Source organism: Paenalcaligenes hermetiae (assembly GCF_039543645.1).
Taxonomy (GTDB): domain Bacteria; phylum Pseudomonadota; class Gammaproteobacteria; order Burkholderiales; family Burkholderiaceae_B; genus Paenalcaligenes; species Paenalcaligenes hermetiae.
Genome location: NZ_BAABKD010000011.1, coordinates 24,842 through 45,666 on the forward strand (window position 1 = coordinate 24,842; position 20,825 = coordinate 45,666).

A 20,825-nucleotide genomic window follows, 5' to 3' on the forward strand; every position below is an offset into this window, starting at 1 on the left:
CCACCTAGATGGTGGCTTTTAAGTCCTTGATTTGCAAGGAGAATTCTGGCTCCCCGAACAGGGCTCGAACCTGTGACCTGCGGATTAACAGTCCGTCGCTCTACCGACTGAGCTATCGGGGAATTGCTTAAAAATTTAGTATAGCATGGTTTGAAATAAATTTGCAACTATTTTTTTCAAAACCGTTTCAAGTAACTAAATTTTTACTTGTCTTTGGGGTGGCTTCGTAGCCGTGTCCGCCAAAGAAATATAACTATAACAAGACTTTTTTAAAAGTGCAAGCCCCTAGAGCAAAAGTTAAAAGCGGTTTAAAGGGATTTTTAAGTAGCGGTGGCCATCGTCTTCGGGTTGGGGCAGTTTGCCTGCCTGAATATTGACTTGGAGCGAAGGCAAGATCAAGCGTGGCATGCCTAATGTTGCGTCTCGCTCGGTGCGCATTTTGACGAATTCGGCTTTGCTAATGCCATCGCGCAAGTGAATGTTATGCTGTTTTTGCTCAGCTACCGTACAAGCATGTTGAGGCTCGCGGTTAGCAGGAGGGTAGTCGTGGCACATAAACAGCACCGTATCGTCGGGAAAGCTCAACAATTTTTGTACAGAGTCATACAGCTGTTCCGCATCGCCCCCTGGGAAATCGCAACGAGCTGAGCCAACATCAGGTAAAAATAGGGTGTCACCGACAAAAATACCCAAATCATGAACGTGATAGGCCATATCTGCAGGGGTGTGGCCAGGGACATGTAAGACGTCCACGGTCATATCACCGATTTTGAACTGATCGCCTGCTTTAAACAGCACGTCGAATGGCTCGCCATTGGTTTTGACGTGATCCCCCAGATGATAAATGGTTTTAAAGGTGTTTTGTACCGTAGTAATGGGGCTACCAATAGCGATTTGACCGCCAAGCTGAGATTGCAACCAGGCACCAGCAGAAAGATGGTCAGCGTGTGCATGGGTTTCGATGATCCATTGCAACTCAAGCTGGTTTGCCTTAATGTAGTCCACAAGTTTTTGTGCGGATTCGGTGCTGGTTTTAGCGGCATGCGGTTCGTAATCAAGAACGGGGTCAATGATGGCGCATTGCGCATTACCAGGAGCATGTACCACATAAGAGAATGTGGAGGTTTGCGGATCAAAAAAAGCTTCTGCGTGCGGAGTCTTCATATTTAGGTCTTCTAATATATAAAATAATAATATATAATTAAGTATAATGTCTGTAGAAACTTTTGCAACTATGTCTGTTAATACTGATCAAATCGCGCAACTCAACGAGGTCGCGACCGAGGCGGCGACACTACTTAGTCGTCTTGCTAATCCTGATCGCCTGCTTATTCTTTGCTTATTAGTAGAGGGGGAAAAAAATGTCTCTCAGATCGGCGAGGAAAGCGGCATTCAGCAGCCCACCTTATCACAACAACTTACTGTGTTGCGTAAAGATGGGTTGGTACAAACGCGCCGTAGTGGCAAATATGTGTATTACCGCCTCGAAAATTCGGATGTGTTAACGATTATGCAAACCCTTTATCAGGTGTTTTGTGCACCTCAGGAGTCAAACAAATGACCATTGATTGGGCGAATTTCACCCCATGGCAGTCGCTATTAGGCGGGGCCTTAATCGGGTTAGCCGCTGTTGTTCTTTTAGTGATAAATGGCCGCGTTTTTGGTGTTAGTGGCATTTTAAGTACGTCCGTTTTTGGGGGCGGTCAGCGCGGTTGGCGTATTGCAGCGCTTATTGGTGTGTTTGCCGCACCGTGGTTATATCTTGCGCTGGGGGGGCAGCTGCCGCAGGCAAACCCCCGCTCGATCCCTGTTTTGATTATTGCAGGGCTTATTGTTGGCTTTGGTAGTAGCCTTGGCTCGGGCTGTACTAGTGGGCATGGCGTATGCGGGATCTCACGCTTATCTGTGCGTTCCATAGTCGCAACATTAAGCTTTATGGCTACAGGGTTTTTAACGGTGTATATCTTTCGCCATCTACTCGGCTTAGTTTAAGGAATACGTTCATGATGATGATTGTAGGTGGTGCGCTAGCCGGATTACTGTTTGGCTTAGGCTTGCTGATTTCTGGCTTAGCCCATCCAGATAAAGTTCAAAGCTTTTTGGATTTGGCTGGAAACTGGGATCCTTCTTTGGCTTTTGTGATGGGGGGCGCGATTGCGGTCGCTATTGTTCCCTTTACATTAGCAAAAAAAGACAAAATTCAACCCATAAGTGGTGTGCAACTGGCGCTTCCTAAGCGCACGGATATTGATAAAAAGCTGCTGATTGGCAGTGCTTTATTTGGCGTGGGTTGGGGGTTGGCAGGATATTGCCCTGGCCCTGTGTTGGTGTCTTTTGGCGCAGGCATTGGTATGGCGTGGTGGTTTTTGCCCGCCATGGTGGTCGGGATTTGGATTCAGCGCCAGTTTTTTAATAAATAAGTATTTTTTGGTTTATCTGTGTGTAGTACCTTTGGCACCTTTCGGGGTGCCTTTTTTTATCCTAAATGTGTCTCATTTTCAGGTAGGGGGGCCATATTGCTAATTTGCTCCAAAATACCACAGTCATCGGTGGTGCCTTCGTGGGCGCAGGCGTGTTGGAGCTGCTGTAACTGTTGTCGTAACTGTTGTAATTCTTGGATGCGTATATCCACATGACGCAAGTGTTCGGTGATGATTTCGGTAACGGGGTGGCAGGCGGCTTGCGGAGCATCCATAAAGGCTAGTAAGTCCCGAATTTCATCATGTGTCATGTCTAAGCTACGACAATTACGTATAAAACGTAGACGTTCTAGGTGTTGAGTGTGATATTGGCGGTAATTGCTGTGGTCACGGCGTGGTGGTGGCAGTAAGCCGATTTTTTCATAGTAGCGAATGGTTTCGGTACCACAGTTGGCGAGTTGAGCGAGTTCTCCGATTTTCATGGCTTGACCTTGTAGTGACTTTAAGGTGTTTACTTAAAGCATACAGGAAAATGAAGAGGTGTTTTATGAGTGCTTGGCCTAAATCATCATGTTGTTCCCACGACGAGGCGCATCAGCCCGAAAGGGAGTCACCTGCTGCGGCAAGCTGTTGTGCGGCTCCAACGTATACGCCATCCTCCGTTGCCCCGTTAGCGGTGCAAGCGGGACAGGAGCTGACACGGCTGCGTATTGAGCAAATGGATTGCCCAGTAGAGGAGCAACTCATCCGTAAAAAACTTGAGGGTGATGCTCAGGTAATTGCGTTGCAGTTTCATTTGATGCAGCGTCAATTAGATGTATTACATACGGCTGGTTATGGTTCCCAAGTGGTATCTGCTATCCAACGTTTAGGCATGGATCCTGTGTTGATCCAAGCTGGGGATCAGCCTAAAACGCTTAAGCCGTCTCATGGGAAAAAAACACTTGTGATGGTGATAAGTGCCGTGTTTTTGGCATTGTTGGCAGAGCTGGGCGCCTGGCTCGTATGGCCTTCTTGGATGGTGATTGTCCTGTCGGTGATAGCCATCGCATTAACGGGGGGCACGGTTTATAAAAAGGGTCTTATTGCCTTAACTAATCGTAATTTAAATATCAATGCGTTGATGAGCATCGCGGTGACTGGGGCGGTATTACTGGGAGAGTGGCCTGAAGCAGCGATGGTGATGTCACTTTTTGCGCTGGCAGAATATATCGAAGCTCGCTCTTTAGATCGAGCGCGCCGCGCTGTCGATGGCCTATTGGCTTTGGCACCTGACGAGGTTGAGGTTTTTGATGAGCAGGGGCATTGGCATTTACAACCAGCCCAAACGGTAACCGCTGGCAGCCTGGTAAAGGTTAAGCCAGGCGCTCGTATTGGTTTAGATGGAGTGGTGCAAGCGGGTTCGTCAACAGTAAACCAAGCACCGATCACTGGCGAAAGTTTACCTGTACTTAAGCAGAGCGGAGATAGGCTGTATGCGGGTTCGATTAACGGCATGGGCGAGCTGCAATACCGCACACAAGGTACTTATGATGAGAGTTTGCTAGCTCGTATTGCCATTTCAGTGCAGCAAGCACAACAAAGCAAAGCGCCTGTACAGCGTTTTGTGGATCGTTTTTCTCAGGTGTATACGCCTATCGTGACGTTTGGAGCTTTAGCGCTTGCCCTATTAGGTCCATGGTTATTTGGTGGTACGTGGTTGGATTGGGTTTATAAAGCACTGGTTTTGTTAGTGATTGCTTGCCCATGCGCATTAGTGATTTCCACACCGGTAGCAGTAGTAAGCGCTTTAGCTACTGCCGCCAAGGCAGGTCTATTGGTAAAAGGGGGATTACATTTAGAGCGCGCTCGACGATTGGACTATTTAGCGGTAGATAAAACGGGCACGATTACAGCAGGGATGCCGGTTTTACAGGACCAATGGGTGGCGCCAGCGTACCCATTAGAAACGGTGGAGCAGATGGCTTATGCTTTGGCGAGCCGTTCTGATCATCCGGCTTCGCAAGCGCTAGCACGCTCACTGGAGGGGGCTGTGTCCGCATTGCCGGTAAAGGATTTTCAAGCGGTTGCGGGAGCGGGTGTGATGGCCACACAAAACGGTGTGAGCTGGCAGCTTGGGCGTTTAAGCTGGCTGAGCCATGCACCGCTTAGTGCAGACTTAATATCTTGGCAGAAAACATGGCAACAAGCGGGAGCCAGTTTTGTTTACTTAGCCAAAGCACAGCAGGTGGTTGCCGCGTTTGCGATTGCAGATCAAATAAAATCCGGGGTCCAGGCCGTAATGGCTGATTTATCTCGGCTAGGAGTAAAGGTGGAAGTGTTATCGGGAGATAACAGCGCGGCTGTGCAGCATGTAGCAAACCAGGCAGGGATTCCTCTAGCCCAAGGGGATTTACTACCAGAAGATAAGTTACGCATTATCACAGAGCGTACACAAACTGAAGGGTTTAGTGCCATGGTAGGAGATGGAATTAATGATGCTCCCGCTTTGGCAAAAGCAGACCTAAGTTTTGCTATGGGGGCGTTAGGGTCGGACATGGCCATTGAAACGGCAGATATTGCGATTATGAATGACGACCTTGCTAACATCCCGTATACGATTCGTTTGTCTCAGCGGTTACATCGTGTTTTGGTGCAGAATATTAGTGCCGCAATTGGAATTAAATTGGTGTTTTTAGCGCTTGCTATAGCTGGGGTAGCAACGATGTGGATGGCCGTTTTTGCCGACGTAGGAGCAAGCCTATTAGTGGTTTTGAATAGCTTGCGGTTGCTAAAATCGACGCCAAGCGCTTAAATAAATAGATACAGTTAATCAATTATTTATTTAGGATAGTCTTCAATGATCGCTTTACTCGAGGCCAAGCGCGCCGGCTTGTTGGCGCGTAAACATTGGGTTTCAAATTGTATCGCGGGCATTATCGTCGGGGTTGTGGCGCTGCCCTTGGCCATGGCCTTTGCTATTGCGTCGGGCGTTAAACCAGAACAGGGGATTTACACCGCGATTGTAGCCGGCCTGGCCGTCTCGATTTTAGGTGGTAGCCGCGTTCAGATTGCAGGGCCTACCGGGGCGTTTATCGTGATTCTGTCTGCCATCGTGGCGCAACATGGCGTGGATGGCTTACAGATAGCTACGTTGATGGCGGGGGTTATTCTTTTGCTGCTGGGCGCTGCGCGCTTGGGAGCAATTATTAAGTTTATCCCCGCTCCTGTTATTGTGGGGTTTACGGCGGGGATTGGTGTCATTATCTGGGTAGGGCAGTGGAAAGATTTTTTTGGCTTGCCCGCCGTAACAGGGCAGCATTTTCATGAAAAGTTCTGGCAGCTGATCACCTCTTTCCCTCAAATGGATTTGATGACGACTTTTGTTGCTGTTTTGTCGTTATTGATTGTGATTTATACGCCGCGTATCCCTCGTATGCAGCGTATTCCTGGTCCTTTGGTCGCGCTGGTGGTGTTGACCTTGGTGCAGTCGATTTTTCAGTTCTCTAGTGTGGCAACCATTGGGAGTGCTTTTGGGGAAATCCCTCGGGGGCTGCCCAGTTTTCAGCTACCTGAAATCAGTCTTAACCGCTTGGTTGAGCTCATTGGTCCGGCTTTTGCTATTGCCATGCTGGGGGCAATTGAGTCGTTATTATCAGCGGTGGTGGCAGACAGCATGAGCAATACGCGCCACAACTCGAATCAGGAGCTCATCGGGCAGGGGGTAGCTAATATTCTAGCACCGCTTTTTGGGGGGATTGCGGCCACAGGCGCGATTGCGCGTACAGCTACCAACGTTCGTAATGGGGGAAATAGTCCCATTGCTGGTATTGTGCATGCCATTGTACTGATGCTGGTGCTAATTGTTTTAGCTCCATTAGCCGTACACATTCCTTTGGCTACCTTAGCGGCGATTTTATTTATGGTTGCATGGAATATGAGCCAGCCTCGGCTTGTGTGGCATACAATTCGAAGCGCGCCTAAAGCGGATGTGCTGATTTTGCTCGTCACCCTGGGGTTGACGGTTTTTGCTGATTTGGTTGTCGCCGTCAATATCGGGGTTGTGCTAGCCATGCTGCATTTTTTAAAGCGTATGGCCGATAGTGTACGTGTTGAACCCCAGTCAGCGCGTGCTTTAAAGCGAGAATTTGCTGCGGATGCCATCCAAGTGCCGGCTCATGTGGCGGTCTTTAGCGTAGAGGGGCCTTTTTTCTTTGCTGCGGTGGACCCTTTTGAGCGCGCATTGGAGCAGGTGGATAGCAATGTGCATACTGTGGTGTTACGTTTGCATCATGTGCCGTTTGCCGATGGTACAGCTTTATCGGCTCTAGACAAGGCCGTGGATAGCTGCAAGCGTAAACAGATCCGTTTATTATTATCCGAGGCCAACCCAGCGATTCGTCGTAAACTCAATCGTATGGGGATTACGAAAAAATTGGGAGCGAGTGCTATTCATGATTCGATTCCGAGTGTGATGACAATGCTTGGTCATGAGGCACAGCTTGCTGACGCAAATGGTATTGCAACCGAGACAGCCACTGCTCAGAGCTAATGTTTAGGGTATTAAGGCTAACAATACGTTGGGCCTGGTAGCGTTGTGTGCGCTCTAGTGTTTGTTCAACAAGATTAGCGTAGTGAGTGACAAGCTCGTGATCGACGTGGATGAGCACCAGTGCATGGCACAGTACAACATGCCAATCAGACGGGTCGCCTGCTTGGCGAGTGGGTGAGGGAACAGTCAGAGGGGGCGCGCAGCGGCGCCACACCTGTGCCGTACCCACGATTTTTTTGGCTTGGTGCTGGTGCCAAATGGCAAGATTATAACGGCCATCACAAAATGACCCCTCCACCGCTTGGGTATTGGCTTTTATTCCTACATCGGCGAATGCTTTTTGCAGTGGCCGGCATAATAATGCATAAGCCGGGCCGGCTAAATCCAAAGGGCGTCCGTATTGTCGCCACGCTAAGCTAATGTTCCAGATGCCGTGCCCTTGGGGGACCACACCACCCCCTGATTGACGTACTGTCAGGGGCCAGCCCAGGGCTTGTAGTTGTTGCAGACTGTATTTAAAGCGAGGGTGCTGAGCATAAGTACGAGGCACCACTAGCCCCTGTTGCCCTTGCCAAATAATCGCTTGCGGGCCATGGTGTAGTGTGGACTGAAGCAAGTGCTCATCAAAATCGTTAGGGCTGGCCTGTTGTAGATAAGTACGTACGTGAAAAAAATCCATGTTTATAACCGGAGTGCAAAGTCTTCATCGCTCATTAATACATAGCGTAGCGCGTCAATCCAGCTAATCAGTACAATAAGTGGGGCAAAGAGATAAAAGATAACGATGTAAACTAGCCCCCAACCGATTTGCCCTAAATAAAAGCGATGTATGCCAAGCCAACCTAAAAACACGGCAAGAAAAATGGCTATTTTACGTTTTTTGTGAATACGGTCACTGGGGTCGCCTTGTTGACTTTGTCGGCTAATCCATAGGCTAATGGGGACAGTTAACGCGAGTGCGATCAGCACTTTACCCCAGTTAGCTTGAACATAGCGCTGCATGACTAAAGTAAGATCCTGAAGCTGATGCATAGCAATCCCTGTGATATGAGACAGCCAGATAAAAAGCTCGCTAGTGATTTTCTCCCCAAAGCTTAGTGCCACCAACACTACAATAAAAACGCCAATGGCTAAGGCTAAGTTACGCATAGAAGATCCTTAAATAGAGGGAAAGCCGTTTAGGCGCAGGTTTGTCGAATAGCGTGATTCCACTTATGCATGAGTTCTTGGGCTTGCTCGCGCGAAATCGAGGGCTCAAAGACGCGATCAATTTGCCATAAGTGTTGTAGTTCATCAACATGAGCATAAACACCAGCACTAAGTCCCGCTAAATAGGCTGCGCCAAGTGCCGTCGTTTCGATAAGCGTGGGGCGCACGACTGGGATACCTAATAAGTCAGCCTGAAACTGCATCAATAAATTGTTTTGACTTGCCCCCCCCATCTACACGCAGCTCGGTGAGCGGGGCAGAGCCGGTTTGACAGGCATCGCGACTCATGGCTTCAAGTAAGGCGGTGCTTTGATAAGCGATGCTTTCTAAAGCGGCACGGGCAATATGGGCCATAGTACTACCACGGCTGAGTCCGGTAATCGTGCCGCGTGCTTCAGCCTGCCAATAAGGCGCTCCGAGCCCAGTAAAGGCAGGAACAAACATCACACCACCCGAATCCGGCACACTGAGTGCTAAGGCTTCGATTTGATGACTGTGATCAAAGGCGGCCAGACCATCACGTAACCATTGCACCACCGCCCCCCCGACAAACACGCTTCCCTCTAAGGCATAAGCCGCGTTACTATCATGTTGCGCCGCACAGGTGCTGATGAGTCCATTTTGTGAGGGTTGCGCTTGGTGCCCCGTATGCATGAGCATGAAGCATCCTGTACCATAAGTGTTTTTAGCCATGCCCGCCTGAAAGCAGGCTTGACCAAACAGCGCACTTTGTTGGTCACCCGCTACACCATGAATAGGGATGGAGTGGCCAAAATGACGGGCATCGGTAGTAGCAAAGTAGCTGCTAGACGCTTGTACAGAGGGCAATATCGATTCAGGTATGCCAAATAATTGTAGCAGCTCAGCATCCCACTGTTGGGTGTGGATATTAAAAAGTAGGGTACGTGACGCATTGGTGGTGTCGGTGACATGGGTGCTGGCACCTGATAATTGCCAAATTAACCAGCTATCCACCGTCCCAAAAGCCAGATGCCCTTGTTCTGCCAAATCTCGTGCGTTAGGATGCTGTTCCAGCAGCCACGCGATTTTGGTTGCGGAAAAATACGCATCCAAGCGTAGGCCGGTTTTTTCAAAAATGCGATTTTCGTGACCTTGTTCGCGAAGTTTTGCACACAGGGGTTCAGAGCGCCGGTCTTGCCACACAATAGCGGGGGCAAGCGGTTTTCCAGTGCGTTTATCCCAGAGCAGGGTAGTTTCTCGTTGGTTCGTAATGCCAATGGCTTGTATGTCTTTAGCCTTTAGGTTGGCTTGTTTTAGGACCTGCTGTGCCGTGTGGAGCTGACTATGCCAGATCTCCATGGGATCATGCTCTACCCAACCCGATTGAGGGTAGTGTTGGTTAAACTCTTGTTGTGCCACACTGATGCTATTACCGTAGCGATCAAATACAATGGCACGCGAACTGGATGTGCCTTGGTCTAGCGCAAGTAAATATGTCATATCACCATCATTTCCATGTAATCCTTAAAGTTTACCCCTAGCTTGAATTAAACTATAGGCTGCGTTTGTTTTTTTGGTTTATCCTTCATGACTTCAAGAATCTCTCCCTTACCAGCAGATCGATCTCAAATCATGGCCGCTTTAGCGCGCATCAACGAGGTTGATCTTATCGTAATCGGTGGTGGAGCAACAGGTTTAGGTATAGCGGTCGATGCCTCGGCGCGTGGTTTATCTGTTGTATTGTTAGAATCACATGACTTTGCTAAAGGCACTTCATCTCGGGCGACGAAACTCGTCCATGGTGGGGTGCGTTATTTGGCACAGGGCAATATTGCGCTTGTGCGCGAAGCCTTACACGAGCGCACAACGTTGCTGCGTAATGCCCCCCATTTGGCCTCGCCCTTGGGCTTTGTGATGCCTTCTTATAAATGCTGGGAAACCCCTTTTTATGGCATCGGGCTTAAAGCGTATGACGCGCTCGCAGGTCAAGATGGTTTAGGAAGCACACGTTTTTTAGGGCGGCGTCAAGCTTTGGCCGCATTGCCTGGTGTAAAAGAGAACGGGCTAAAAGGCGGGGTCATGTATTGGGATGGACAGTTTGATGATGCACGGTTGGCGCTGGCTTTGGCACGTACGGCGGCGGCTAACTCAGCGTTGGTGGTGAACTATTGCCCAGTAGTGGACTTGCTGTATGACAATCAACAAGTTGCTGGGGTGATCTGTGAGGACGCAGAAACCGAAGAGCGCTATACCATTCATTCACGCTGTGTCATTAATGCGACGGGCGTATGGGTGGATGATTTACGGCGTACGGATGCTCAGCATACGCAGCAACCTGTACAGAGCTTGGTGAGCCCAAGTCAAGGAGTACATTTGGTGGTGGATCGGGAGTTTTTGCCCAGTGAGCATGCCTTGCTGGTACCGAAAACCGCAGATGGACGCGTGCTTTTTGCAGTGCCTTGGCTAGGAAAAGTGATTTTAGGAACCACGGACACCCCACGTCATGATTTGGCACGTGAGCCAGCAGCGTTCGAGGAGGAAATCACATTTATTTTATCCGAGGCCGCTAATTACTTAGCCAAAGCTCCCACCCGTGCCGATGTACGCAGCGTATGGGTGGGGCTGCGTCCTTTAGTGAAAGCAGATTCGGTTGGTAGCACAAAACAATTAAGTCGTGAACATACTATCTTAAGTAGCTCCTCGGGTTTGGTTACGGTGACAGGGGGGAAATGGACGACTTACCGTGCCATGGCCGAAGATGTCTTAAAACACTGTACGCAGCAGGGGGTGTTAGGGCATTTGGCCCCATCGACGACAAAATCTTTGGTCTTGGTAGGAGCTCCGGTAGATAGGCAAAATCGTAGTTTACAAAGCCAGCCAGATGCGCGTGTTTATGGTAGCGAAGCTGCCTGGGTACAGAGCCTAGACGGAGCGGATCAGGAAATCCTACCCGGGTTGAGCCAAGCAATGGTACGCTTTGCCGTGCGTTATGAGTACGCGCGTACGGTTGAGGATGTTTTGGCACGTCGCAGCCGTTGGTTATTTTTAGATGCAAGGCAATCTGCTCAGGCCGCGCCCCATGTGGCTGAAATTCTTGAGCAGGAAGGGATAGAGACGCCACGGCTGGCCGAGTTTCTTGCTTTATGTAATCAGTATCAGTTACATGAGTAATTTGAGCACTGAGCTTAACCCTGAGTTTTGTGTGGTAGAGCAAAATTTAGGGTGGTTTGGCTAGCTCTTTATGCTGCTCGTAAAGAGCCAGTATCAATTTGATAAATTTTATACGTATGCAAACATTAAAATCCGTTTTTGCTCGTAATAACTTGTCCAAGCAATGTATTGATATAAGTACATTACGCCAAACAGTAAGCTTGGTTGATGAGATGGCATTTGGTTCGGCCGCTTTTGACCTGTGGTCCGAAGCAAAGAACAAGCGTTTAACCATGGCTTTATCCGAGCAGGCGGTGCAGTATCAGCAAGAGGCTGTGCAGAAAGCGGCTTTATTAGCTTCAGATCAGCCGATTTTAATTCACCATGTTAAACAGCGGTTAAGGGCTATTCAGTCCCAAATGTATGCGAGTGTGATTGGGGCAGGGAGCGGAGAGCTATTGGCTGCCCCTTTGCTGCAATTGAGCGACACAGAAAGATGGGATAACGGTGTGACTCTACAACGAAGCCCAAAAAATAAATCAGCTCGTTTTGAGCTGGAATTTGCGATGGACTGGAATGAAAAATGTAGTTTAGATGTGCCTGTAGTTCATTGGGTCGAAGAGCACACGAATCAACTATGGCAGACGTGGCAAAAAAGTGGGCGTAATGTGTTTGCTGTGGTTTCTCCTTCTACGAAATGCTGGAGTAGTGCTAATGAATATACAACACCATCAGCGGTCGCAGAAAAATTAGAGTTTTATGCGGTTAACTATGCCAAGATGCCGTTGCCCTATCAGCAGATTTTTGGGGAGCAGCTAAGCGGAAATAGTTTTTGGTATGCTGAGGCTCCAGTCGTATTACGCAGTCGCGGGGGTAAAGAGATTAAGCTTTTGCTCTACGTTTTTAAAATTGTAGATACCAGAACAATGCAAGAGCTCAGAACACTTTATGTGTTTTGTTCAACTAATCCTGGTTTGGTGTTGACCCCAGAAAAAGTAGCGGTGTGGTTGTTGCAGCATACTGAGAGTAAAAGTTTTTTACGCTATACAGGGCGAGCTTATCACCATCGACCCTTAAGAAATTTTGTAAAACGATTGGGGTTGGATCAAAGATACTTATTAGAGCTAGCTGTAAGGTTTGGAGGGACGGTTTGGGAGTTAAACCAATATCGTCGTTTGCGACCAGTTAATCAACTGTTGTTGGTTACTTTAGGAGAAAAGTCTCTAGATGATACACAGTTTAGCTCATCTTTATTGAAATTATTTAGGCTTAAAGCGCAATTGGGCGAGCAAAAAACACCGTGTTAAAGGTGTTGGGTTCGCTTTTTGTAGTAGTAGGATTTTTAAAGGTTGGGGATGGAGATGGATGCCTCTTTGTCAGCTGAGCTGGTCGCCGTTTTAGTCGCGGTTACGCAAGGTCAGCCGCGTGTACTGACCACGCAGTGTGCACGGGCTTTGCCGGCAGGGCCGTTACAACATTCCCACCGCTCTTTGCAAAATGGGTTGCGACAGTGGGTAGAGGAGCAAACGCAGCACGAGCTGGGTTATGTGGAGCAGCTATATACTTTTGCAGACAAAGGGCGTTTTTATGCTTCGGGCGAGCGCGTGATTTCCGTGAGTTATTTGGCCTTAACCGTAGAAAGCGCGAATGCGGATGTTGCCGAGGTAGGCTGGCAGGACTGGTATCGCTATTTTCCGTGGGAAGACTGGCGTGCTGGCATGCCCGACTTGTTAAGTCAGCATTTGATTCCGGCATTAACACGGTGGGCGCAGATGGATCGTACTCAAGCCCCTTTGCGTTGGCCACGTGTGGCCTATGCATTTGGTTTGGATGGCTCTCCTTGGAACGAGGACATGGTGCTGCAGCGCTACGAGTTATTATTTGAAGCGGGGTTAGTGGCAGAAGCTACACGTGATAGTAACGAGCTTGGAGAAGAGGGGGCGCTAGGATTGCCGATGCGTTATGATCATCGGCGCATTTTGGCCACAGGTATGGCGCGCTTGCGTGCAAAAATTAAATATCGTCCGGTGATGTTCGAGCTCATGCCCGAAGCATTTACTTTATTGCAATTACAGCAAACCGTAGAAGCGATTGCGGGGCGGGTGTTGCATAAACAAAACTTCCGACGTTTGGTTGAGCAGCAAAATTTAGTAGAAGAAACGGGCGCGATGACAGCGGGCACGGCTGGCCGTCCAGCTAAGCTGTTTCGGTTTAAGGGGGATGTGATTCAGGAGCGAGCGATTGCGGGAACAAAATTACCACTAGCTAAACAAGCGCGTTAGCCTAAAGCGGGCAGAGTGATTTGCCCGTTTTGAAAAATAAGGCATAAAAAAACCCCGCTAAAATTTAGCGGGGTTTTTGGAATTTTGGTGGCTCATCCCTGATTCGAACAGGGGACCTGCGGATTATGATTCCGTCGCTCTAACCTGCTGAGCTAATGAGCCAAGACCTGTAATATAGCATGGTTTTTTAATTTTGTGCAAGTGTTTTTTGCAGAAAAATTAAAAAGGATGAATTTAGTTGATTTGTAAGCCAGCACGTTGTGTAAGTGCGGCAAAGCGATCAATATCCGCATGAATAATGCGTGTAAATTCATCTGCTGTACTACGAGTCGTAGTATAACCTAAATTTTGCAGTTCGTGTTGAATTTTTTCTTGCTGCATAATTTGGCTTAGCTCTTGATTAAGTTGCGTGATGATCGCGGATGGGGTGCCGGCTGGTGCGAGCAGCCCATGCCATTGATTTAGCTCATAGTCTTTTATACCAAGCTCAGCCATGGTGGGGACATCAGGCATAACAGGGCTGCGCGTGGGAGAGGTAACAGCCAAAGGCTTGAGTTTGCCGTGCTGTACAAAGCCCATCGCGCTGGCAATGGTCACGAAGCCCATGGGAACTTGGCCAGCCATAATATCAGAAACAGCAGGGCCACAGCCCCGATAGGGGATATGAAGTAGTGGTTGTTGGGTGCGTTCGGCTAACATTTCTCCGGCTAGGTGTTGAGGGGTGCCATTGCCACATGAGGCATAGGCGACCGAGCCGGCTTGTGTTTGTGCGAGGGCTTGCTCTAAGGTATTAACCGAGCTGCGTTCGCCGACAATCAATACCGAAGGGATCCATGCCACATTAATGATTGGGGCAAAATCCTTTTTTGGATTAAAGCCAAGTTGTCGGTAAACCCCGGGGTTGATGGCAAACGAACTATTAACCATAAGTAGGGTGTGGCCATCGGCGTGGCTGTCGGCCACATAGCGCGCTCCGATATTGCCACTGGCACCTGGGCGGTTTTCTACGATCACGGGCTGGCGCCAGCGCTGCTCCAAGGCCTCGCCCAGCTTACGCGCTAGCAGGTCGGTACCCCCGCCGGGGGGGAAAGTAACCACAATGGTGACAGGCTTGCTGGGGTAGATGTCTTGGGTTGTGGCGGCGGCCTCGACCTGTGGGCGCCAGGTTAGTGCAGCCACGGCGCTAAGAGCTATGGCGGCCAGGCCAGCCCATAGAGCTTTTACTTTCATAATGTTTACCTATGCGGGGTTGAGCGCATCTAAACCGATATCTAAAATGGGGGCGCTGTGGGTGATCCAGCCGATGGCAAGGCGGTTAACACCTGTGGCAGCAATGGCTGCCGCCGTATCTGGAGTGATTCCTCCGCTCGCTTCACTGATAGCTCGTCCATTAATACGACGTACGGCCTCTTTGAGGGTGGGGATATCCATGTTATCCAATAGAATCACGTCAACACCGAGTGCGAGCGCTTGATCCAACTGTTCTAGAGTATCGACTTCGACTTCGATTTTGACCAGATGACCGATTGCAGCACGCGCGCGTTCTACGGCGGTTTGGATGCTGCCGGCAATAGCAATATGGTTGTCTTTGATGAGGATGGCATCGTCTAAACCAAAGCGATGATTGCTGCCGCCCCCTACACGCACGGCGTATTTTTCGAGATGACGTAACATGGGCGTTGTTTTGCGCGTGCAGGTGACCTTGCAGCCCAAAGGGGCAATGCGATCTGCAATTGTAGCTGTGATGCTGGCAATCCCGCTAAGATGGCACAGAAAATTAAGAGCAGTACGCTCCGCGGTGAGCAAAGCTCGTGCTGGCCCAGCGATACGCGCAATGCGGCTACCTGGTTCTAGGCGTGCTCCATCTTGGAGTAAGCTTTCAAAATCGATGCTGGGATCTACCAGCATAAAAGCAAGCCGCGCTAGGTCTAGACCAGCGAGTACACCGGCTTGGCGCGCGACCAAATACAATTCTGACTGAGTGGTAGCGGGGATAATGGCATCGCTAGTGATATCGCCTGCGCGCCCTAAGTCTTCGGCTAGGGTCGCTCGTACTACAGGCTCGATCAGCACCGTAGCTAAAGGCGGTACCGTAGATTGCACGTGATTCATATTATGCTCAAATCGAGTATTAAAAGGTTAAAAAAACACAGCGCGTTATTTTCAACGTGGCAGACTTATACTTTATTTGAGTATAAGTAAAAGGTCAAGGGTCTTATATAAGACTAATTAAGACTGCTCGACGTTTAACTTGTAGAGAAATTAAGCAAAAATTGAATGAATTGTTGGGCAGCTAAGGACGGACTTTGGTTTTCGCGTTGTAAAACAACAAGTTGTCGTTTTAAAGAGGGAGCGGCGATGGGTGTGGAGCGTAGGTGCGTCATGCAGACAGCTTGACTGGCAGAGGTGGGCAAGATCGCAAGCCCTAAGCCGGATTGCACTAGAGCCGCAGCGGTAGAAAGGTAATGGGCTTCTACTGCGATTTCCATTTTGAGTGATAAGGCATGCAAAGCCGCATCGACGATTTGGCGCACGCTGGTATTGAGGGTAGTCACGACTTGTGGGTATTGAATAATATCTGTCAGGCAGGGAGCGCTGATTTGCTCTATAGGATGGCCAATAGGATAAAAAACACTCATTGTGTCCTCTTTCCATGGGGTGTAGCGGATATTTTTTTCTGTGCTTAAATGCGCACCTAATGCAAATTCGATTTCATGGCTTTTAAGCATTTTTATTAGGTTTAGATCTACGGCATCGTGAATTTCGATATGGATGTGGGGATAGGTTTTTTTAAATGGGGGCAGTACCTGTGGCAAAACGGCTGCAGCGATAGATGGCAGAACACCGAGGCGTAGGTGTACAGGCGTTGGCAAATGATTGCTGTTGGCCTGAAATAACCGTTGAGTCGCTTCGTAGAGTTTTTCAATCTCAGGAAAAAGGCGCTGACCATCAGGACTTAAGCGAACGTGTCGTCGATCTCGTTCAAAAAGCTGGACGTTCAAATGTTGTTCCAATTGCTGGATTTGTACGCTGAGCGTGGGTTGCGATACATGTAAGTCTCTGGCCGCTAGTGTAAAGCTTTTGAGTTTGGCTACCGCTAAAAAAGCGCGAAGATGTTTGGCACCATGAATCATAGGAAAACCTAATAACTATTATAAGATTATTTCAATTTACTAATAAATCAAGCTATTTACAATACGTTAAATAATCCATAAAAGTAAAGGAGACATAGACATGTTGGCACTCTTAGGGTTGTTGACGATTGTTATTTTGCTTGCGAGTATCATGACAAATCGTCTCTCAGCGCTGGTGGCACTGATTATTGTGCCTATTGTGGCTGCCTTGCTTGGTGGCTTTGGTACAGAAACGGGCGCATTTATCGTTAGTGGTATCAAGTCCATTGCGCCGATGGCGAGCATGTTCATTTTTGCCATTTTATTTTTTGGCATATTGAATGACGCGGGCACACTGGAGCCGATTATTCGGCGTATTTTGCGGCTAGTGGGCAATCATCCCGCTCGTATTACTTTAGGCACGGCAGTGTTAGCAACATTGGCACATTTAGATGGATCTGGGGCATCAACCTTTTTAGTTGTGGTGCCTGCTATGCTGCCCTTGTTTGAGCGTTTACAGCTAGATAAGCGCGTATTGGCTTGCGTGGTAGCAATGAGCGCTGGGGTGGCGAATATGCTGCCTTGGGGTGGGCCAACGCTACGAGCTATTAGTTCCTTAGATAGCTCTATTACTGAACTTTATACCCCTATGCTACCAGTACAAATAGCGGGCTTACTGTTTGTCTATGTGACGGCATGGTGGTTAGGTAAAAAGGAAGAAGGGCGTTTGCAGCGTGCTGGGGTGAGCCTGGGCATGGGTACAACCGAGGCCCAAGAATCCGCGTCACGCTCTGATTTGCATCGTCCTCATTTGTTCTGGGTCAATATCACGTTAGTGGTTGTGGTGCTGTATGCCATGATAGCTAACTGGGCTCCACCGGTTGTGTGTTTTATGGTGGGGACCGTATTGGCGTTATTGCTGAATTACCCTAAAGCGCAAGCACAGCGCGAGCGTATTGATGCGCATGCGAAAGCAGCACTGATGATGGCTAGTGTGTTATTTGCGGCAGGGGTATTTATTGGCATTATGAAAGAGAGCAAAATGCTCAGCGAAATGGCGTTGTTTGCCGCTGCGCATGTGCCGGCCGATCAAGCGCAGTATTTGCCTTTGGTCACCGCTATTTTTTCTATGCCGTTGAGTCTATTGTTTGATCCTGATAGTTTTTACTTTGGCGTTTTACCCGTTATGGCAGAGGCTGGACAGCTATTGGGCGTAGATCCCATTAGTATGGGACAAGCAGCGATTATGGGACAAATGACCACCGGGTTTCCGATTAGCCCTCTGACCCCAGCTACCTTTTTATTGGTTGGTTTATGTGGGATTGAACTGGGCGCGCATCAACGCTTTAGCTTCTTATATTTATGGGCGGCCTCTTTAGTGATGACGTTTGTGGCGATCTTGGTTGGTGTTATCCCTATTTAAAAGCAAAGGTGATCACAATGAAAACGATTCGTTTAGGAGCTGGGGCGGGGTTTGCTGGGGATCGTATTGAGCCGGCTCAGGCTTTAGCTCAGCAAGCGCAGTTAGACTATTTGATTTTCGAGGCATTAGCCGAGCGTACGATAGCTCTGGCGCAGCAGCGTAAGCAAGCGGATGCGCAAACGGGTTATGACTTGTTGCTCGAGGCACGTTTTCGCGCGGTGTTGCCGGCGTGTGTAGCCAACCGCACTAAAATTATCACGAATATGGGAGCCGCAAATCCGTTAGCAGCAGCTCAACGAGTACGAAAATTAGCGGATAGCATGGGCTTGACGCAGCTTAAAATAGCCTCCGTCACAGGGGATAATGTGACGGATTACATTAAAGCCCATGACTTGCCTTTGTTGGAAACAGGACAGTCCTCACAAACATTAAAATCCATGCTTTCGGCAAATGCCTATTTGGGCGTAACGGGAATTGTGCAGGCGCTTGAGCTAGGAGCAGATGTCGTCATCACTGGCCGTGTCGCGGACCCTGCTTTATATTTAGCACCGTGCGTGTACGAGTTTGGTTGGGAGCTAACGGATTGGGAGCGATTAGGTAAAGGCACTGCCGTTGGTCATTTACTCGAGTGTGCAGGACAGCTTACGGGGGGGTATTATGCCGATCCGGTTAAAAAATCCGTGGCTGGTCTGGCGAATCTTGGTTTTCCTTATGCTGATGTCGATGCTTTAGGGAATGCGGTTTTTTCGAAGCTAGCGCAAAGTGGGGGGGAGCTCTCTATTGCTAATTGCACGGAACAGCTCCTTTATGAGATTCATGATCCCCATTGCTATCTGACGCCTGATGTACAAGCGGATTTTAGTCAGGTGCAATTTACGCAAGTCGGACCATCACAAATTGCTATACAGGGTGCGTCGGGTCGAGAAAAAAGTGGTTTGCTTAAGGTATCTATTGGCTATCAAGATGGTTATGTAGGCACTGGAGAAATCGCTTACGCGGGGCCAAGTGCTAAAGAGCGAGCGGAGCTTGCGTATCAAGTGGTGCAGGAGCGACTACAGCAGTTAGGGGTAGACTATAGTGAGTTGCGTGGCGATCTAATAGGAGTGAGCGCTTTGCATGGTGACGCAATTAGCACGAGTTATCAACGTATTGCTCCGTATGAGGTCTTGTTGCGTGTCTCAGGACGGACACAAACACGAGAGGCAGCACAAACCATAGGCAATGAGGTTGAAGCGCTTTATACCAATGGGCCAGCCGGCGGCGGGGGCGCAAAGAAATGGGTCAAAGAGATCGTGGCGGTGGCATCGGTGCTTATCCCTGAACAGGTAGTGCAGCCTATTGTAAAAATCTGGGAGACTTCGGATGCATCTTTATGATTTTGCTCATGCCAGAACTGGTGATAAAGGCAATACTTCCACTTTATCCGTGATCACTTATCAGGCGTCGGATTTTATATGGTTAAAACGATTTTTAACTGCGGAGCGAGTGCAGCAGTTTTTAGGAGAAAAAGTTAAAGGCTCTGTGATCCGTTACGAGCTCCCCCAGCTCCATGCTTTGCATTTTGTGTTAGAGGGAGCTTTGGGGGGAGGGGTTACGCGCTCGCTGGCCGTAGATGCGCATGGTAAAAGCCTTAGCTATGCGTTATTAGCCATGCCTATTCCTGAGCAAGTCCTAAAAAGTGAAAAGGCTCACTGCGCTGAAAAGCATGGCTAACCTCGCCAGCATAAATATTGGCCTGATTAGGTCCAAGGGTGAGCTTTTTAACCTGTCCTGTTTTTTCCGAGAAGTCTATTTGTTTTAGGTCGACCCAAAAAACGTTCGGTGCTAGAGCAGACTCAAAAAAATACAGCTGGTTTTTGTGGTCAGCGAGAGTACGCCAACGCGTGGAGGAAATATTAGGCTGATCGGGGGTGCTGACCCCATAGGGCACGGATACGTTACGAATGATGCTTAAGGCGCTGGCAAGAGCATCTACTGGATTATCAGTTTTGGGAATCGCATTGACGTAAAAAGAAGCTCTTGCAAAACGATCTGCAGCTCGGTTAGTGCCGGGCAGCATATTGAGCCCACCAATTTGTGCCCAATAGGTATTGAGAGCAAGCTGTTGTTCAAAAGTAGGGGAGTTGGTCATTACCTGATAGCTACGGTCATGATGAATGACTTGTTTGCCATCAATATATTCAATGATTGCGCTGTCGCCACTGGCGTCGGATAAAGAGAGGTGTAGTGTGGCGAGCCGGTCTTCGCCAGGAAGTTTATCAGTAACGAGAGTAAAAGGTTGTTGTGCTAGGGCTTCAACAGCTTCTTGTACCGTAGCATAATTATCCAGCACATATTGCGCCCACGCTGAAATAGATAGGCCAGGCGTACTGCCATCATAAATAGGATAAGAAGACTCTACTAGCCAAAGTACATTGGCGACGAGCCCTTTTTCATTCATGCCGTCTGTAGTGGCAATATCATAACCAGAAGCGATAATGCTGCCGTATTTGGACTGCCATTGAATAGAGTTTGGACCTGCCTCACCTGAGCGTTTCATGCCCCGAGGGAATATCCATAAATTCGTGCCTATATCCGATTTCCAGTCCATGGAGCGAGCGGTAATGACATGTTGCTGTTCTCCTAGATAGACCACACGAGTGCAGGCATAAGTCGGGAGGAGGTGGGCAACAAAAAGTACACTAGCGACTGAAAGTCGAAACCAGCGATTCAGTTTGCAGAGGGATGACATGGATA

General features: G+C 48.8%; 19 protein-coding genes, 2 tRNA genes and 1 pseudogene. 11 read left to right on the forward strand and 11 right to left on the reverse strand.

All coding sequences use genetic code 11. The features are described from left to right. Positions 1 to 46: 46 nt before the first annotated feature. Positions 47 to 122 (reverse strand) — tRNA-Asn (locus ABD980_RS09225). Positions 123 to 297: 175 nt separating this feature from the next. Next, positions 298 to 1,164: an MBL fold metallo-hydrolase gene (locus ABD980_RS09230; RefSeq protein WP_345371224.1), complete on the reverse strand. Its 867-nt coding sequence runs from the start codon at positions 1,162 to 1,164 to the stop codon at positions 298 to 300. A gap of 70 nt (positions 1,165 to 1,234) precedes the next feature. Between ABD980_RS09230 and ABD980_RS09235 the strand changes: the two genes are divergently transcribed. The 3 genes from ABD980_RS09235 to ABD980_RS09245 are packed head-to-tail and all read left to right on the forward strand — an operon-like array spanning position 1,235 to position 2,420. Then, on the forward strand, positions 1,235 to 1,561 hold the full coding sequence (locus tag ABD980_RS09235) for an ArsR/SmtB family transcription factor (RefSeq protein ID WP_300648292.1): 327 nt from the start codon (positions 1,235 to 1,237) through the stop codon (positions 1,559 to 1,561). Beyond that, positions 1,558 to 1,992 carry a YeeE/YedE family protein gene (locus tag ABD980_RS09240; RefSeq protein ID WP_300648290.1) on the forward strand — a complete coding sequence of 145 codons (435 nt, stop codon included), beginning with the start codon at positions 1,558 to 1,560 and terminating at the stop codon, positions 1,990 to 1,992. The genes ABD980_RS09235 and ABD980_RS09240 overlap by 4 nt, the downstream gene beginning before the upstream one ends. A gap of 11 nt (positions 1,993 to 2,003) precedes the next feature. Beyond that, positions 2,004 to 2,420 (forward strand): DUF6691 family protein, encoded by a 417-nt coding sequence (locus tag ABD980_RS09245; protein ID WP_260648904.1) that lies wholly within the window; start codon positions 2,004 to 2,006, stop codon positions 2,418 to 2,420. A 56-nt stretch (positions 2,421 to 2,476) separates the two neighbouring features. Here the strand turns inward: ABD980_RS09245 and cadR are convergent, their stop codons facing one another. Continuing rightward, on the reverse strand, positions 2,477 to 2,902 hold the full coding sequence (gene cadR / locus ABD980_RS09250; RefSeq protein WP_345371229.1) for a Cd(II)/Pb(II)-responsive transcriptional regulator: 426 nt from the start codon (positions 2,900 to 2,902) through the stop codon (positions 2,477 to 2,479). A 65-nt stretch (positions 2,903 to 2,967) separates the two neighbouring features. Between cadR and ABD980_RS09255 the strand changes: the two genes are divergently transcribed. Both ABD980_RS09255 and ABD980_RS09260 read left to right on the forward strand, forming a co-directional pair. Beyond that, a complete protein-coding gene (locus ABD980_RS09255) occupies positions 2,968 to 5,214 on the forward strand; it encodes a heavy metal translocating P-type ATPase (protein ID WP_345371231.1) in 2,247 nt (748 codons plus the stop codon). Between the two features lie 45 nt (positions 5,215 to 5,259). Continuing rightward, positions 5,260 to 6,951: a SulP family inorganic anion transporter gene (locus ABD980_RS09260; protein WP_345371233.1), complete on the forward strand. Its 1,692-nt coding sequence runs from the start codon at positions 5,260 to 5,262 to the stop codon at positions 6,949 to 6,951. Here the strand turns inward: ABD980_RS09260 and ABD980_RS09265 are convergent. From ABD980_RS09265 to glpK, 3 genes and pseudogenes are all read right to left on the reverse strand, one after another. Continuing rightward, a complete protein-coding gene (locus tag ABD980_RS09265) occupies positions 6,848 to 7,630 on the reverse strand; it encodes a lipoyl protein ligase domain-containing protein (protein WP_345371235.1) in 783 nt (260 codons plus the stop codon). The two genes, ABD980_RS09260 and ABD980_RS09265, sit on opposite strands and share 104 nt — an antisense overlap. 2 nt (positions 7,631 to 7,632) lie before the next feature. After that, positions 7,633 to 8,100, reverse strand: a complete 468-nt coding sequence (locus tag ABD980_RS09270; protein WP_345371237.1) for a TM2 domain-containing protein — start codon at positions 8,098 to 8,100, stop codon at positions 7,633 to 7,635. Positions 8,101 to 8,129: 29 nt separating this feature from the next. Continuing rightward, a pseudogene (gene glpK / locus ABD980_RS09275) lies at positions 8,130 to 9,621 on the reverse strand (glycerol kinase GlpK). A gap of 87 nt (positions 9,622 to 9,708) precedes the next feature. Between glpK and ABD980_RS09280 the strand changes: the two are divergent. From ABD980_RS09280 to ABD980_RS09290, 3 genes are all read left to right on the forward strand, one after another. After that, positions 9,709 to 11,292: a glycerol-3-phosphate dehydrogenase/oxidase gene (locus ABD980_RS09280; RefSeq protein WP_345371239.1), complete on the forward strand. Its 1,584-nt coding sequence runs from the start codon at positions 9,709 to 9,711 to the stop codon at positions 11,290 to 11,292. 116 nt (positions 11,293 to 11,408) lie between these two features. Continuing rightward, positions 11,409 to 12,578: a flagellar biosynthesis protein FlhF gene (locus ABD980_RS09285; RefSeq protein ID WP_345371241.1), complete on the forward strand. Its 1,170-nt coding sequence runs from the start codon at positions 11,409 to 11,411 to the stop codon at positions 12,576 to 12,578. Positions 12,579 to 12,632: 54 nt separating this feature from the next. Next, positions 12,633 to 13,553 (forward strand): NUDIX hydrolase, encoded by a 921-nt coding sequence (locus ABD980_RS09290; protein WP_300647464.1) that lies wholly within the window; start codon positions 12,633 to 12,635, stop codon positions 13,551 to 13,553. 85 nt (positions 13,554 to 13,638) lie between these two features. Here the strand turns inward: ABD980_RS09290 and ABD980_RS09295 are convergent. The 4 genes from ABD980_RS09295 to ABD980_RS09310 all read right to left on the reverse strand — a co-directional run bounded on the left by ABD980_RS09295 (position 13,639) and on the right by ABD980_RS09310 (position 16,687). Beyond that, positions 13,639 to 13,715 (reverse strand) — tRNA-Met (locus tag ABD980_RS09295). A gap of 72 nt (positions 13,716 to 13,787) precedes the next feature. Beyond that, the gene (locus tag ABD980_RS09300; protein ID WP_345371244.1) at positions 13,788 to 14,783 is read right to left on the reverse strand and encodes a tripartite tricarboxylate transporter substrate binding protein; all 996 of its coding nucleotides are present in this window, start codon (positions 14,781 to 14,783) and stop codon (positions 13,788 to 13,790) included. 9 nt (positions 14,784 to 14,792) lie between these two features. Further along, on the reverse strand, positions 14,793 to 15,665 hold the full coding sequence (nadC, locus tag ABD980_RS09305) for a carboxylating nicotinate-nucleotide diphosphorylase (RefSeq protein ID WP_260648893.1): 873 nt from the start codon (positions 15,663 to 15,665) through the stop codon (positions 14,793 to 14,795). A gap of 134 nt (positions 15,666 to 15,799) precedes the next feature. Continuing rightward, positions 15,800 to 16,687, reverse strand: coding sequence for a LysR family transcriptional regulator (locus tag ABD980_RS09310; protein WP_300647467.1), 888 nt, complete (start codon positions 16,685 to 16,687; stop codon positions 15,800 to 15,802). 100 nt (positions 16,688 to 16,787) lie between these two features. Between ABD980_RS09310 and ABD980_RS09315 the strand changes: the two genes are divergently transcribed. Genes ABD980_RS09315 through ABD980_RS09325 form a run of 3 tightly spaced genes read left to right on the forward strand, consistent with a single transcriptional unit; the run spans position 16,788 to position 19,802 of the window. Next, positions 16,788 to 18,089, forward strand: coding sequence for a CitMHS family transporter (locus tag ABD980_RS09315; RefSeq protein WP_345371247.1), 1,302 nt, complete (start codon positions 16,788 to 16,790; stop codon positions 18,087 to 18,089). 17 nt (positions 18,090 to 18,106) lie between these two features. Continuing rightward, a complete protein-coding gene (locus ABD980_RS09320; RefSeq protein ID WP_345371249.1) occupies positions 18,107 to 19,465 on the forward strand; it encodes an acyclic terpene utilization AtuA family protein in 1,359 nt (452 codons plus the stop codon). Further along, positions 19,452 to 19,802: an AtuA-related protein gene (locus ABD980_RS09325; RefSeq protein ID WP_300647473.1), complete on the forward strand. Its 351-nt coding sequence runs from the start codon at positions 19,452 to 19,454 to the stop codon at positions 19,800 to 19,802. The genes ABD980_RS09320 and ABD980_RS09325 overlap by 14 nt, the downstream gene beginning before the upstream one ends. Here ABD980_RS09325 and ABD980_RS09330 read toward each other — a convergent pair. Then, positions 19,744 to 20,820 (reverse strand): linear amide C-N hydrolase, encoded by a 1,077-nt coding sequence (locus ABD980_RS09330; protein WP_345371251.1) that lies wholly within the window; start codon positions 20,818 to 20,820, stop codon positions 19,744 to 19,746. The genes ABD980_RS09325 and ABD980_RS09330 overlap by 59 nt on opposite strands. Positions 20,821 to 20,825: the final 5 nt, after the last annotated feature.

Coding starts and splice junctions, on each gene's coding strand:
- ABD980_RS09260 (WP_345371233.1), top strand. CDS start 5,260: ATGATCGCTTTACTCGAGGCCAAGCGCGCCGGCTTGTTGGCGCGTAAA.
- ABD980_RS09290 (WP_300647464.1), top strand. CDS start 12,633: ATGGATGCCTCTTTGTCAGCTGAGCTGGTCGCCGTTTTAGTCGCGGTT.
- ABD980_RS09255 (WP_345371231.1), top strand. CDS start 2,968: ATGAGTGCTTGGCCTAAATCATCATGTTGTTCCCACGACGAGGCGCAT.
- ABD980_RS09300 (WP_345371244.1), bottom strand. CDS start 14,783: ATGAAAGTAAAAGCTCTATGGGCTGGCCTGGCCGCCATAGCTCTTAGC.
- ABD980_RS09230 (WP_345371224.1), bottom strand. CDS start 1,164: ATGAAGACTCCGCACGCAGAAGCTTTTTTTGATCCGCAAACCTCCACA.
- cadR (WP_345371229.1), bottom strand. CDS start 2,902: ATGAAAATCGGAGAACTCGCTCAACTCGCCAACTGTGGTACCGAAACC.
- ABD980_RS09240 (WP_300648290.1), top strand. CDS start 1,558: ATGACCATTGATTGGGCGAATTTCACCCCATGGCAGTCGCTATTAGGC.
- ABD980_RS09285 (WP_345371241.1), top strand. CDS start 11,409: ATGCAAACATTAAAATCCGTTTTTGCTCGTAATAACTTGTCCAAGCAA.
- ABD980_RS09325 (WP_300647473.1), top strand. CDS start 19,452: ATGCATCTTTATGATTTTGCTCATGCCAGAACTGGTGATAAAGGCAAT.
- ABD980_RS09310 (WP_300647467.1), bottom strand. CDS start 16,687: ATGATTCATGGTGCCAAACATCTTCGCGCTTTTTTAGCGGTAGCCAAA.
- ABD980_RS09330 (WP_345371251.1), bottom strand. CDS start 20,820: ATGTCATCCCTCTGCAAACTGAATCGCTGGTTTCGACTTTCAGTCGCT.
- ABD980_RS09280 (WP_345371239.1), top strand. CDS start 9,709: ATGACTTCAAGAATCTCTCCCTTACCAGCAGATCGATCTCAAATCATG.
- ABD980_RS09265 (WP_345371235.1), bottom strand. CDS start 7,630: ATGGATTTTTTTCACGTACGTACTTATCTACAACAGGCCAGCCCTAAC.
- ABD980_RS09320 (WP_345371249.1), top strand. CDS start 18,107: ATGAAAACGATTCGTTTAGGAGCTGGGGCGGGGTTTGCTGGGGATCGT.
- ABD980_RS09315 (WP_345371247.1), top strand. CDS start 16,788: ATGTTGGCACTCTTAGGGTTGTTGACGATTGTTATTTTGCTTGCGAGT.
- nadC (WP_260648893.1), bottom strand. CDS start 15,665: ATGAATCACGTGCAATCTACGGTACCGCCTTTAGCTACGGTGCTGATC.
- ABD980_RS09235 (WP_300648292.1), top strand. CDS start 1,235: ATGTCTGTTAATACTGATCAAATCGCGCAACTCAACGAGGTCGCGACC.
- ABD980_RS09245 (WP_260648904.1), top strand. CDS start 2,004: ATGATGATGATTGTAGGTGGTGCGCTAGCCGGATTACTGTTTGGCTTA.
- ABD980_RS09270 (WP_345371237.1), bottom strand. CDS start 8,100: ATGCGTAACTTAGCCTTAGCCATTGGCGTTTTTATTGTAGTGTTGGTG.